Consider the following 13,322-nt stretch of genomic DNA (forward strand, 5'->3'; position numbering starts at 1 on the left):
GTATGGGTGTTCGCGTTCGGCAGCATGTTAATCCTCTGAGTCAAAAATTCCAGGATGCGATCTCACCCCCGGATTGGCCTGAGATCTTCGCCCAACCCAAGCAGCCTCTCTATTTAGATATTGGCTGTGCTCGCGGACAGTTTTTACTGGATATGGCCCAACTACGCCCCCATCACAATTTCTTAGGGGTCGAAATTCGGCGGCTTATGGTTCAATCCGCCCTACAACAACGCGACGAATTACAGCTCAGCAATCTCCATTTTTTGTTCGGCAATATTAATACGTCCCTCGACTCCCTAGTGGGTGCCCAATCAATTACCGGCGTCACGATCCAATTCCCTGACCCCTGGTTTAAACGCCGCCATCAGAAACGGCGGGTGGTTCAACCCGCATTGGTGAATGAGTTGGCCACTTGCCTCAAACCAGAAGGCCTACTGCTGATCCAATCGGATGTATTGGAAGTAGCGATTGAGATGTGCGATCGCATCGCCGAACACCCTGCCTTTACAGGAACGACGCCACTCTACCATTGGCTACCAGAGAGCCCTTTCCCCGCTGCCACAGAGCGGGAAAAGCTGACCTTATCAGAAGGGTTACCGGTCTACCGGTATTTATTTCAAAAGGGAGTCAAGACAGACTCTAAATGATGGTGTTATCAGGAATCTCAGCATTCTTCAGCACCACAACGATACCGCTGCGAATGTAAAAGCCATGCTCTTCCTGATTAGATTCTTCAACATTGTCTTTATTGACAATCTTGACGTTGCGGCCAATCCGGGCATTTTTATCAATAATAGCGCGGCTGATTTTAGTATTTTCACCAATACCGATGGGAACGCTCCCTCCTCCTTGACTAGAGGCACGCTCAGCAAAGGGCTGATAATAGTCAGCACCCATCACTAAGGCATTGTCGAGGGTACAGCCTGATTCAACCCGCGATCGCACACCCAGTACTGAGCGATTAATCTGGCAATTCTTGATAATGCAGCCTTCCGCAATCATCGATTCCGTCACATGACAGTCTAGCTGCTTAGTAGGAGGCAAATAGCGAGAGCGGGTGTAAATCGGAGATTTCTCATCATAAAAGCTAAAGGGAGGCTGAGGTTGGCGAGTTAAAGCCAAATTTGCCTCATAGAAAGCTTCAATGGTCCCAATATCTTCCCAATAATCATTAAAAAGATAGGCTTGGACATTGTAGTCCTTCGCTGAGCTAGGGATAATTTCCTTACCAAAGTCAGTGGAGTCAGGCGAATTCTTGAGCAGATCAATTAAGACATCTTTCTTGAAGACATAAATGCCCATCGAAGCAATAAACGGCTTTTCTTGAGCTTCTTCTGGGGTCAGCCCGAGGGTGGTAGTATCCACCTTCATCCGTTCCAGTTCTTCACCTTGAGGCTTCTCACTAAAATCAACCACACGCCCAGTTGACTCATCAATCTTCATCAGGCCAAAGCTGGGGGCACGATAGGCATCAATGGGAAGCACCGACAGGGTAATATCTGCGTTCGTACTGCGATGGCGCTCAATAAATACGGTGTAGTCCATGCGATACAGATGATCTCCCGACAAAATTAGGATTTCATCCACATCACGCTGTTCAGCAAACATCCACATGTATTGTCGAACGGCATCCGCTGTTCCTTGGAACCAATTGGGATTTTCAGGGGTTTGTTGAGCAGCAAGCACCTCAGCAAAACCATCGCTAAAGCTGGAGAAATGATAAGTTTGGGAAATGTGGCGGTTCAAAGACGCGGAGTTGAACTGCGTCATCACGTAAATTTTGTTGATTTCCGAATTAATACAGTTACTCATCGGAATATCAATGAGGCGATACTTACCTGCCAAGGACACAGCAGGCTTTGCACGCTGTTTGGTAAGAGGATATAGGCGTGTACCAGCACCACCACCCAAAACAATTGCTAGAACTTTATTCATACTTTAAATGACACCTTAACTGCCTATCGCCTCCACACTCCAGTGTCGGACGGTCCGTTACAGTTGACAAGGGCCAATTCGTTAAGAGCTATCAAAAGTCTTCGCAGTACTCCAACCATAGCTAAAAGCTTGGTTGGTGGTGTAGCGGAGTGTGACTGAAAGAAACAACCCTTCGGCAAAGCTCAGGAGCCTAAGTGCAGTATCTACACAGTAAATAGTATTATGTAGGCATGCTTAACATGACCTGGGAATTCAAACTAGAACCCACTCCTGAGCAAGTTATAGAGATTGAACACACCTTAACGGTGTGTCGAAAAGTCTGGAACTTTGCTTTGCGTGAGCGTAAGGACTGGCTTAATTCTCGTAAATGCTCAGTGAATGCTTGTTCTCTTAGGCATGAGTACATCATGTCAGGTGATGAGCCATTTCCTAGTTATCACCTTCAAGCCAAACGTTTAACCCTTGCTAAGAAAAAGATTGCCGAACTCAAAAGCGTCAATGCTCAAATGCTTCAGCAAGTCTTGAGACAACTGGATGCATCCTGGGAGCGTTGGCTGACCAAGCAGTCGGGTCTACCTAGATTCAAAAACCAAGCTCGAATGCGAAGCTTTGTATTTCCTCAGATGCTCAAGCATCCTCTCAGTGTAAGAGGCATCAAGCTTCCGCAACTGGGCTGGGTCAAAGTGAGATGGTCTAGAGATATACCCCAGATATGCGAAGTCAAACAAGCTCGTATTGTCCGTAAGGCGTCGGGGTACTTTGTCATGTTGAGTTTACAGGCTGATGTGGATATTCCAGAGGTGCCCTTTCATGGCCATCCGGTGGGAGTTGATGTGGGATTGGAATACTTTCTATCTACTTCAGATGGCTTACAGATCAAACATCCTCGCTTTTTTAATGAGTTGCACCGCAAGCTGAAATTGCTGCAACGTAGACTCAAGACCAAGCAAAAAGGGAGTACTAACCGGTCCAAACTGCTGAGGAAGATCGCCAGAGCTCATCAACGGATTGCCGACACTCGTAAGGACTGGCATTTCAAGACCGCCCATCAGCTTTGTGACCAAGGAGATTCCATCTTCGTTGAAGACTTGGATTTCCGCATAATGGCGAAAGGGTTTTTGGGTAAACACACATTAGATGCTGGCCTTGGGCAATTCACTAACCAGATCCTTCCTTGGGTGTGCTGGAAGCGTGATGTTCATTATGGCAAGGTTGATCCAAGAGGAACTAGCCAGGAGTGTCCAGATTGTGGAGCAACGGTGAAAAAGGATTTGAGTGTCAGGATGTCTCACTGTTTAGAGTGCGGCTCAATTAAGCCGAGAGATATTGCGGCAGCTCAAGTGATTTGTACCCGTGGGCAACGGGGAATAGAAAATGCCTGTGGAGTCGAGGTGACGGGGGGTTCAGTAATGAATTCTAGTCAACTGGCTTTGAAGCAGGAAATCTTTGGAGCGATCTAAAGAATCTCCTTGCATACCCGATAGGGCTGCTGGGAGAGGATGTCAAGGTTCGATCACATTCAAATCTTCTAGGGCTGTCTGGATAGATTGAGTCAACTCATCCACAGCCTTCCTGGCTCCCTTGCGGTTGGCACTATAGGTGGGCCACCGGTCCGTCACGGAAATAGGATCACTAATGGTCAGCTTCAAGGATTGGGTCCCTAGCTGTGGCGGAGAATGGGAATCGCCCCCTTGAAGGAAGGTGATAATTTTCCACATAATCAGAACAATCTCGGCAAATCGATCTCCGGTCGGTTTCTCCAAAATATAGGTGCCATTCACCATGGTTAGCCGCTCAACCATCCGCATATGTCCAATTCGGAGACTCGCCTCTTGGGCTAACCAATCCGCCATCCCCCGTTCAACAGGAGTCAGCTGATCCAAGTCTTGCCGATAAATGCGATCAAAACTCGCCTGCTCTAGACGCCGACAACGATCCACGATCTCTCCTTTAGCCGTGAGACCAAAGTAGGATTCAGCAGCTTGCAGTGCGATATCTAATTGCTGTTTCAGTTGAAAGGCAAGTTTGGCATTGCGATCAGAGGGGTCATAGGGCACCGGCTCTATCTCTGGACGAGACAAATGGTAGTACTTGCTATAGAACCGATCCATTTCTACCAGAAGACACTCACCCAAGCGCAGCACTCGACCATATAAAACATCTTTTTCAGGATCTTTGAGGAGGCCTGGCGGAGACACTTCAGCTGGCAATTCCATTTGAGCTTCCAGCTGATCCAGTAACTCTTTGATGGCTTGCCAAGGAGGAGAAACATAGCGATACCGAATCCGTAACGGCACAATGTAGACTGATTCCGACCGATTCGCTTTCTGCAAGTCTTCGATACACCAAAAGCCCATTTGGGCGACACCCGGCTCTAACGGACTCACCAACTCATTATGTTCATTGGTGCCTCCTTCTGGTGCGATGGCAATGGGATAAGGGCTATTGGCAAAGATTTCACGAGCTGCCCGCAAGCCCATCCGATCCGCTTTCCCCCTAAGAATCGGTGTCCCCCCCAATCTGGGGAATAACCAAGATACAAATTCCCCTGCCCATAGGGGAATACCGCGGTCGTACATAAAGTGGCTGTAGGTAGGCCGCTTAAAGCGAATCCCTGTTTTGCGCGCTTCCTTGGGAACTAGCCGCCACAGCATATAAGACATGGCAAAGGGATCTTTGGTACTAGGATGCCGGAAGGCCATCAAGAACCGAGTATTACCGGCCTGAAACTCCTGGTACAGCTTGACTAAAACCTTTAAGTTTTCGGCTTCAACGGACGTAACAGAGAGCTTCCAGGGCATCCAGGCCGGTAACAGAAAACGGACGGTTTCTATCACCCAAGGCGTGAGACGTTGCGGAATAAATGCTAGAGGCGGTTGAGCTTTAGAAACGAACTTGGGCAAGGATAGCAGCTCCCTATTCAGGTTTGATTGATCACGCTACCCTAAGAGAATAGCTTGTTTATCTTGGACTGCAAGACTGACTTTATGGCCGAAACACCCCTACAGCGACCCACTACAACCGTTGTCTTGGCGATGAGTGCAGACGGCAAAATTGCCGATGCCCAACATTCTCCCCCTGAGTTTGGGTCTGCTGAAGATTATGCCCATTTAGAGCGACAGGTTGCGGCGGCTGATGGCATACTTTTTGGATCGGCCACCCTCAAAGCGGGGGAAACCGCTATGCGAGTGGTGACCCAAGATCTCATTAATGCTCGATTAGATCGGGGCCAGCCTGAACAACCAGCCCAAATTGTCTGTACGCGTTCGGGGGATTTAGACCCCAACCTCAGATTCTTCCAACAAGCCGTTCCCCATTGGCTAGTCACCACCCAAGCGGGTGGGCAGTCCTGGCAAGAAAAATCCCATTTCGAGCAAATTTTCACTTATGAAACAGCTACCCAATCCATCGATTGGGCTCAGGCACTTGCAGCAATGGCCGCATTAGGAATTCGCAACATAGCAGTCCTTGGAGGAGGCCAAATTGTGGCAGCCCTGTTAGCAGAAGATTTAATTGATGAGCTTCACCTAACTGTTTGCCCGATCTTGCTTGGGGGGAAATCAACCCCCACCCCTGTCGCTGGCAAAGGCTGGCTACAACAAGATGCACCTTGGCTAGAGCTGCTTTCCGTTAAGCAAGTTGAGAACGAGTTATTTTTGCACTATCGTCGCCGTCGTTAGCAAGCATTGACTAGAGCAATACTCTTAGTCTGGGTTTGCTAACTGCTATTACTCTGAATCAGACTCGTCTTCGTCTGATTCAGCAGCAGCGGGACCTTCATGCTTAAGGGTCAGATAGCGAATCACCTGTTCACTAATGCGCATTTCGCGTTCTAATTTTGCGATCGCATGTCCCAGACCGTTGTAGTTCATCTGGATATAGACGCCTTCACGGAAATTTTGGATCTCATAGGCCAACCGACGCTTGCCCCGGTGTTGAGTATCAATTTCCTCAACCCCTTGTTCTTTCAGCAGGTCTTGATACTTATTAATCGCCTGATCCAACTGCTCTTCGCCTAAGTCTGGGCGCAGAATATACATCGTCTCGTAAGCAGTCATGAAATTTTCTCCTTATGGGCTTGAGGCTTCTTGTACACAGGTTTATATCTGCAGTGCATTGATCACGTACAGTTCAGATGCGTAAGAAGCAAGGATCTAGGATTCTAGCATTTAATGCCTGGCACGATACACTCTCTGTCCCCCTTCATCCAAGAAGCAATCAGAGAATAACTAATCGGCAGAAAGGTTTAAGTCAGTGGTGATAGACCTAAAGCTAGGCCTTGCAAAATAATAGCCTTGAAATAGCTGAATATCCATTTGCTTGAGAATATTCAATTCTGCGTCAGTTTCAACCCCTTCTGCAATGGGTTCAATGGCTAACTCCCGACAGACTTGAATAATCCCTCTGACAATGGCTTGACGACCTTTATCTTGGTCAATATTGCGAATCAAAGCCATATCCAGCTTAATGAAATCTGGCTTAAAATCAGCGAGAAAATTCAAGCCAGAATAGCCAGCTCCAAAATCATCTAATGCTGTTTTAAACCCCAGTTTTTGATAATGCTCAATAATAGCCCGGACATGGGCATAGTCCTTAACCTTCTCAACTTCCGTTAATTCAAACAAAATTTTGTTGAGGGGGAAATTGTATTGTGTAGCCGTTTCAATGGTGGTGCGAATACAAAGATCGGGCTGATAGACTGCATTAGGGAGAAAATTGATACTGACCATTGACTGAATCCCCAACTCAGCCGCTAACTGAATCGCCCGAACTCGACAGGCTTGATCAAAGCGATATCGACTTTCATCCGTCACCTGCCCCAGAATACTCGCCGCAGACTCATTATTAGGGCCACGCACTAGGGCTTCTTGAGCAAAAATAGTGCCATTACCCAAATTTACAATGGGTTGAAACGCCATTGTGAAGTCAAACTGCAGTTCGGGTGTACTCAGACATCCAGAACATCCCACTGACAAAGGTTCTTGATCCACCACGATAGTGTTTTTGAGACCACAGATGAAAAATTGAATCTTCCGCACATAGCGACGGCAGAAACTCATCAAACCTAAATACAGAGAATCAAAATTTCAGCTATGTGCAGATATAGCTAGTGTGCCCCAAAAGAGTGGACTTTCCACATACACACAATCCATCAATATCTCTTTCTACAGCGTTAAACCGAGAAACGATTAAATCTGCATATTGACTGCATTTGAAATAGCGGGAATTTCGGCATATTGGCCTTGAACCGTTTTAAATACGCTATAGGCAAAAATAGCGAAAATACCTAAGAAGATGGTGTTGAATAGCGTTTCAGTCAACAATGCAAGCTGAAGCCCTTGGCTAATGATCGGCAATACCAAGTTGCACACCATGAGTATGAGATCTAGCAAAATCGCTTGCAACACATTAAAGCGAATAAAACGACTAATATTTTCATTCCGAACGACGGCAAAAAACAATCCCATAAATAGGATTAAACCTGCAAACGGAATCAGGCGGATAAATTGGGCATAAATTTGTACAAGCGGAATGATGGGCAATAGGCCAATGCTAGTCAGTGTCGGAAACTGGCGCATAATATATTGGCCATCACCGTAGACAATTGCATCCATCAGAGGCAGTAAATAAGGCAACGCGCCAAACACTCTTTCGGACCAAGGGGTTGAATCATCCCAACTCATTGCATTGTCTCCCAAATTATGGATTCACACCGTTTCATCAATGTAACGTATCTCCATTCCCGTTTTAGGAGATTCCACAAAAGAACTAACAATTGGCTGAAATCATTACCAGGGACTAATCACGGGTTTGGGCGTAAGCCGCATCAGAAATCAAGGGCACCTCAGCATGATGTCCTCGCAGAGATTGAACCACTGAGAACACCACGATACCCAGGGTGCCTAGGAATAAAACATTGGACAGTACCATGACAAATAGTCCGCCTCCTGAAGTCGTACTACCCACAGAACTGCCCAGAATACCTACTACCTGCAGAACCATCAAAATTATTGTCAGAGATATCCCGAGCATGATCGCCTGCATGGCGTTATAGCGAATGAGATGACGGATACGGTTATTTCTGACGACACCAGCATACAGGCCGATAAAAACCATCAATCTGACAATTGAGAGTCCCCCACCACCAATGAGATAAATGGGTAGGAGTAACTCGATGGGGAAAAACAACAAACGCAATGGGGGGAATTGACTAAATATAAAACTGCCAAAAGGGTAAGTATTCAACAAGGGCACTAGAAACGGTAAACAGGATAGAAGCCGCTCTTGTGTTGTTGTTGCTCCACGCAAAGCCATACAAGCCCCTTTTTTAAATGTGGATTATGGATAATCTTCACTCACTATAAGGGATAGTTCCCAATCGCCAATCACCCCTTCTGAAAAGTCTTTGACTATCCAGCAACGGAAATATGGTGGGTTTACCTGAAGCAACGGTCAGGTCTCAACCCCATACCAACCCATTACTCCACTTCAGCAACTCGAAATCCCATTTGACACCGGTATTGCTTCGGCTGCACCTCAGTCTCTGAAATCTGTTCTAATAAGTGACCACAGCACAATCGATTCTGGTGCCATCGAGGCTGGCCCTGGCGATTGGCCAGTAAACAAGACTGGCAGACAACTTGCGGAGAGAGTAATTGATCTTCAGTTAGGATGACTAACATTATCAACCTCCAAACACTTTGATCAGCTCTACATACCATTTTAGGCGACCCATCTAGGAGTTGTCTGCTATGGGCTATTAAGAATTAAGCAGAGGGGTTAGAAGATGCTGTCATTTCCATCAGAATCCAGTCCCCTTGAACTGAGGTGTTAAGGACGCTTATAGGCGTTAAGATAATTACTTTAAAGATCGTTGTTATCCGTTGGGGAAGCAAGAAAAACACACAGCTAAGGACCTATTAACGTACCGATGCTGTTCGATCGTAGCTTTGTTGACACTGGAAAAGGACAGGCTGTGCCATGCAAACTAGCTTAGATATTTTGACAGAAACCGATCCTGCGATCGCAGGAATGCTACAGCAGGAATTACAGCGCCAGCGTGATCATCTAGAGCTGATTGCCAGCGAGAATTTCACCTCAGCAGCCGTCTTGGCAGCACAAGGCTCGGTCCTCACGAATAAGTATGCAGAAGGACTCCCCGGCAAGCGTTACTACGGTGGCTGCGAATTTATTGATGCCGCTGAGCAGCTGGCCATTGATCGAGCCAAGGAATTATTTAATGCGGCCCACGTTAACGTTCAGCCTCATTCTGGCGCTCAGGCCAACTTCGCCGTTTTTCTAACCTTACTCCAGCCAGGCGATACCTTCATGGGGATGGATTTGTCCCATGGGGGTCACTTAACCCATGGATCTCCAGTGAATGTCTCGGGCAAATGGTTCAATGTCGTCCAGTACGGCGTCGATCCAGATACCGAACAGCTCAACTACGAGACAATTCGCGAGCTGGCCCTCAAGCATCGGCCCAAAATGATTGTCTGTGGTTACTCTGCCTATCCTCGCATCATCGATTTTGAGAAATTTCGGGCGATCGCAGATGAAATCGATGCCTACTTAATGGCAGATATTGCCCATATTGCTGGCTTGGTGGCATCCGGTCATCACCCCAATCCTTTACCCTTCTGTGACGTAGTTACGACAACCACTCACAAAACCCTCCGAGGTCCCCGAGGCGGTCTGATCATGACCAAGGATCCTGAGCTGGGTAAAAAGTTCGATAAATCTGTCTTCCCCGGCACCCAAGGCGGCCCCCTAGAGCATGTCATTGCGGCTAAAGCAGTGGCCTTTGGTGAAGCCCTCAAGCCTGATTTCAGCGATTATTGTGGCCATGTGATTGAGAATGCCCAAACCCTAGCCAAACAACTTCAAGAACGTGGATTCAAAATCGTCTCTAACGGTACAGACAATCACCTATTACTCGTTGACTTACGGTCTATTGGCATGACGGGCAAGCAGGCCGATCAGCGGGTCAGCCAAGTTAATATCACAGCCAACAAAAACACCGTGCCCTTCGACCCAGAATCTCCCTTTGTCACGAGTGGACTCAGATTAGGATCTCCTGCCATGACCACTCGGGGGATGGGGACTGCAGAATTTACCGAGATTGCTAATATCATTGCTGATTGTCTGATAAAACCTGAGGATGCCGCCGTCACAGAAGACTGCCGCCAACGCGTTGCCAATCTCTGTGCGCGATTCCCCCTTTATCCTCATCTCACCAGCCCTGTGCCTGCTTTAACCCAGTAAGCATCCCCCTTGGTTTGGCAACGAGGCTTGTGTTTATCCCCGTTCCTCATGCATGATGTCATTGTGACAGTTCATTAAGACTGTTTTCTATTCTGCATGGTTTGCTCAATTTTCTTTACGTAGCAGGATCTCGGATGCCTTACCATCTGGTTGCCTTTCTCGTGGCTGCCCTCGTGGTCCTCTGGAGTACACCAATCGTTAAAAGGATTGGTTTAAAGAGTGGCTATGTAGACATGCCCGACCCCCGAAAAGTCCACAAGCGCCCCATGGTGCGTTTGGGGGGTATTTCCATCTTTATGGGGACCCAAATTGCCCTACTCATTGTTGCCATCTCCGGCGGATTTGGTGACCTACCACCCGCATCGGCCTCCGAAGTCTGGGGGGTGGTCATTGGGGGCATGCTGTACTTCTTGATTGGCCTTGCCGATGATTTATTTACCCTAACGCCTTGGTCGCGGCTGTTAATGCAGTTTGCGGTGGCTGGAATGGCCTGGGGGGTTGGGGTCCGCATCGACTTTGTCACATTGCCTTTCTCTGACTTAGGACTCATCAATATCGAGTGGCTCAGTCTGCCCCTGACCTTAATATGGCTAGTGGGCATGGCCAATGCCGTCAACTTTATGGATGGATTAGATGGTCTAGCGGCTGGCATCTCAGGAATTTCAGCAGTGGTGATGTTGGTGGTCAGCTTATTCATGAACCAACCAACGGCAGCTTTGTTGGCTGCAGCCCTTGCAGGAGGAGCTTTAGGCTTTCTTCGCTATAATTTCAACCCTGCCCAGATATTTATGGGAGATGGCGGCGCTTATTTCTTAGGATTTACCCTGGCAGGCGTTGGGGTAATTGGCTTGGTCAAAACGGTGACGACTGTCGCAGTTGCCTTACCCTTTGTCATCTTGGCAGTACCCATCTTTGATACGTCGACAGTGGTTCTTAACCGGTTACGTCGAGGGAAGTCTCCTTTTAGTGCTGATAAAGGTCACCTTCACCATCGTCTTCTAGAAGCAGGACTCTCTCAACGGCGCAGTGTCCTTCTTATTTATGCCATTGTTTTTTGGGTCGGCAGCTTAGCCATCGCGATTGCTGGCATTCCTGCAGGTACAGCCTATGCGATTGGAGCGACTTTACTCTTGTGTTATGCCATCTGGCGCGCTTGGCAGCGGTTGCAAGAACCCCGCACGTAAGGAAGAGCCAAGGATCTCCCCATTAAACCAATCTACGTTCTACAAACATTTCTCTAATCATCCATAAGCCCGATTCTTTCTGCAGACGGCAGCGGACAGGAGCAGAGTCGAAGTTTGTAATTGGCACACCTAATGCGGTGGCTTTAGATTGAGTATCGATAATGGCACAAAATGCTTCAGGCGTTTCTTCCACAATGCTGTAAACGTTAATGCAAAGACAGGGATTGATAAACCATGGGAGAGACTCAAATACTCGTTTCTGTGTATTGATATAGGCTCGCTTACTGCTGACGCCAAACAGATCTCCACGATAGCGGTCAGACAGTAATAGCTTGAGTTTATAGGCGTTCTTACTATCGTAGGCTTCCTTAAAGCGTTTGAAGGTCAAGACCACATGTTGAGGAAGATGGGGTGGATTGGCCTGTTTCTCATGCCAAACTTGTAGCCACTTCAACCCCTGAATCGCTGTCGTGACAAAAAGTCCTGATTCAAACATGTTTGGCCTATTCTTTCGCAAAACGCTGGCTTTAATTTACCCAATCAGCTATCAAACCGAGTCAGCTCGTCACATTTACGTTAGAAGTAACGATACAGTGTTGAGGATAAGTCAACGAGATTAAAGGGTATGAGCCGAAGCGCTGAGGTCATTTGCGTGGGGACAGAGCTGCTCCTTGGAGAAGTACTGAACTCAAATGCTCAGTTTTTGGGGCAGGAATTGGCTCGGTTAGGTATCGCTCATTTTCATCAGACAGTGGTGGGAGATAACCCCACTCGTATCAAACGTGCGATCGCATTAGCCTGTCAACGCTCTCAACTCCTGATCTTCACTGGTGGCCTGGGACCGACCCCAGATGACCTCACCACAGAAACCTTGGCTGATTTCTTCCAAGCTCCTTTGGTCAACCATCCCGAAATTTTAGAAGATATTGCCCGTAAATTTGCCCAGGGCAACCGAGAGCCCAGTCCATCCAACGACAAACAGGCCTTACTCCCCGAGGGCGCTCAAGTCCTACCTAATCCTATCGGCAGTGCCCCTGGTATCATTTGGCATCCACACCCAGAGCTGACGATTTTCACCTTTCCCGGTGTTCCCAAAGAGTTTCATCGGATGTGGCAGGAAACAGCCGTACCCTATCTGCAATTAACAGACTGGGTGACCGCCCAAATTTATAGCCGGGTCCTCCGGTTTTGGGGTATTCCCGAATCTACTCTAGCGGACCAAGTGGCTCCCCTATTAGCCTTAACCAACCCCACCGTTGCGCCCTATGCCAGCAAAGGACAGGCTCGATTACGAATTTCCACCCGCGCCACCTCACAGGAGACGGCCTACCAAGTCATTACACCCATCGAACAACAAATCCGACAAATTTGCGGACTGAACTGTTTTGGTGCCGATGATGAAACCTTGGAATCCATAGTTGGCAACCTGCTACAACAAAGAGGAGAAACCCTAGCCGTTGCCGAATCCTGTACGGGTGGAGGACTAGGGCAACGACTTACTGGTGTATCTGGTAGTTCAACCTATTTTTTGGGAGGGGTAATTTCCTATGCCAATTCTGCCAAACGAGATTTGCTGAAGGTAAACACAGCAGATCTTGAACAGTATGGAGCCGTGAGTGCAATTGTGGCAGAACAGATGGCAGCAGGAGTGCGATCTCAACTTCGTAGTACTTGGGGCATTGGCATTACCGGCATTGCGGGTCCAGAAGGTGGCACCGAGACTAAACCGGTTGGCCTGGTATATATCGGATTATCAGGACCACAAGGAACCCAAAGCTTTGAATATCAAATTAGTCCGTTAAGAGGACGGGACTGGGTTCGACAGATGAGTACGTCCCATGCCCTCGATCGGTTGCGTCGCCAACTGCTGGCAGAGCAACCATAAAATTGCTAGCGTAGACATCCGGGCTTACACGTAATTTGGTTACAGAGACCACA

14 protein-coding genes are annotated in these 13,322 nt (G+C 47.8%); 6 read left to right on the forward strand and 8 right to left on the reverse strand.

Going from position 1 to position 13,322, the window contains the following annotated elements; translation table 11 throughout:
- Window positions 1-2: 2 nt before the first annotated feature.
- Window positions 3-647 carry a tRNA (guanosine(46)-N7)-methyltransferase TrmB gene (gene trmB, locus I1H34_RS21150; protein WP_212662907.1) on the forward strand — a complete coding sequence of 215 codons (645 nt, stop codon included), beginning with the start codon at window positions 3-5 and terminating at the stop codon, window positions 645-647.
- Here trmB and I1H34_RS21155 read toward each other — a convergent pair.
- Window positions 640-1,935, reverse strand: a complete 1,296-nt coding sequence (locus I1H34_RS21155; RefSeq protein WP_212662908.1) for a glucose-1-phosphate adenylyltransferase — start codon at window positions 1,933-1,935, stop codon at window positions 640-642. The two genes, trmB and I1H34_RS21155, sit on opposite strands and share 8 nt — an antisense overlap.
- Before the next feature lie 230 nt (window positions 1,936-2,165).
- On the opposite strand from I1H34_RS21155, the gene I1H34_RS21160 reads away from it, so the two are divergent.
- Window positions 2,166-3,395: an RNA-guided endonuclease InsQ/TnpB family protein gene (locus I1H34_RS21160; RefSeq protein WP_212662909.1), complete on the forward strand. Its 1,230-nt coding sequence runs from the start codon at window positions 2,166-2,168 to the stop codon at window positions 3,393-3,395.
- A gap of 42 nt (window positions 3,396-3,437) precedes the next feature.
- Here I1H34_RS21160 and I1H34_RS21165 read toward each other — a convergent pair whose 3' ends face one another.
- On the reverse strand, window positions 3,438-4,838 hold the full coding sequence (locus I1H34_RS21165) for a 1-acyl-sn-glycerol-3-phosphate acyltransferase (protein WP_212662910.1): 1,401 nt from the start codon (window positions 4,836-4,838) through the stop codon (window positions 3,438-3,440).
- Window positions 4,839-4,922: 84 nt separating this feature from the next.
- On the opposite strand from I1H34_RS21165, the gene I1H34_RS21170 reads away from it, so the two are divergent.
- Window positions 4,923-5,615, forward strand: a complete 693-nt coding sequence (locus I1H34_RS21170) for a RibD family protein (RefSeq protein ID WP_212662911.1) — start codon at window positions 4,923-4,925, stop codon at window positions 5,613-5,615.
- A 48-nt stretch (window positions 5,616-5,663) separates the two neighbouring features.
- Here the strand turns inward: I1H34_RS21170 and rpsF are convergent, their stop codons facing one another.
- The 5 genes from rpsF to I1H34_RS21195 form a co-directional block, all read right to left on the reverse strand.
- Window positions 5,664-5,993: a 30S ribosomal protein S6 gene (gene rpsF, locus I1H34_RS21175; RefSeq protein ID WP_212662912.1), complete on the reverse strand. Its 330-nt coding sequence runs from the start codon at window positions 5,991-5,993 to the stop codon at window positions 5,664-5,666.
- Between the two features lie 171 nt (window positions 5,994-6,164).
- Window positions 6,165-6,929 carry an EAL domain-containing protein gene (locus tag I1H34_RS21180; protein WP_463675104.1) on the reverse strand — a complete coding sequence of 255 codons (765 nt, stop codon included), beginning with the start codon at window positions 6,927-6,929 and terminating at the stop codon, window positions 6,165-6,167.
- Between the two features lie 195 nt (window positions 6,930-7,124).
- Window positions 7,125-7,619, reverse strand: coding sequence for a Tic20 family protein (locus tag I1H34_RS21185; protein WP_212662913.1), 495 nt, complete (start codon window positions 7,617-7,619; stop codon window positions 7,125-7,127).
- Window positions 7,620-7,734: 115 nt separating this feature from the next.
- The gene (locus I1H34_RS21190; protein ID WP_212662914.1) at window positions 7,735-8,250 is read right to left on the reverse strand and encodes a Tic20 family protein; all 516 of its coding nucleotides are present in this window, start codon (window positions 8,248-8,250) and stop codon (window positions 7,735-7,737) included.
- Between the two features lie 164 nt (window positions 8,251-8,414).
- Window positions 8,415-8,618: a hypothetical protein gene (locus tag I1H34_RS21195; protein ID WP_212662915.1), complete on the reverse strand. Its 204-nt coding sequence runs from the start codon at window positions 8,616-8,618 to the stop codon at window positions 8,415-8,417.
- A 298-nt stretch (window positions 8,619-8,916) separates the two neighbouring features.
- On the opposite strand from I1H34_RS21195, the gene glyA reads away from it, so the two are divergent.
- Window positions 8,917-10,200 (forward strand): serine hydroxymethyltransferase, encoded by a 1,284-nt coding sequence (gene glyA, locus I1H34_RS21200; RefSeq protein ID WP_212662916.1) that lies wholly within the window; start codon window positions 8,917-8,919, stop codon window positions 10,198-10,200.
- Window positions 10,201-10,334: 134 nt separating this feature from the next.
- Complete coding sequence (locus tag I1H34_RS21205) at window positions 10,335-11,384, forward strand: glycosyltransferase family 4 protein (protein WP_212662917.1); 1,050 nt, start codon at window positions 10,335-10,337, stop codon at window positions 11,382-11,384.
- A 22-nt stretch (window positions 11,385-11,406) separates the two neighbouring features.
- Here the strand turns inward: I1H34_RS21205 and I1H34_RS21210 are convergent, their stop codons facing one another.
- Window positions 11,407-11,880, reverse strand: coding sequence for a hypothetical protein (locus tag I1H34_RS21210; RefSeq protein ID WP_212662918.1), 474 nt, complete (start codon window positions 11,878-11,880; stop codon window positions 11,407-11,409).
- A 129-nt stretch (window positions 11,881-12,009) separates the two neighbouring features.
- Here I1H34_RS21210 and I1H34_RS21215 point away from each other — a divergent pair, with 129 nt between their 5' ends.
- Window positions 12,010-13,269 carry a competence/damage-inducible protein A gene (locus I1H34_RS21215; RefSeq protein ID WP_212662919.1) on the forward strand — a complete coding sequence of 420 codons (1,260 nt, stop codon included), beginning with the start codon at window positions 12,010-12,012 and terminating at the stop codon, window positions 13,267-13,269.
- Window positions 13,270-13,322: the final 53 nt, after the last annotated feature.

The organism is Acaryochloris marina S15, assembly GCF_018336915.1.
Classification (GTDB): Bacteria; Cyanobacteriota; Cyanobacteriia; order Thermosynechococcales; family Thermosynechococcaceae; genus Acaryochloris; species Acaryochloris marina_A.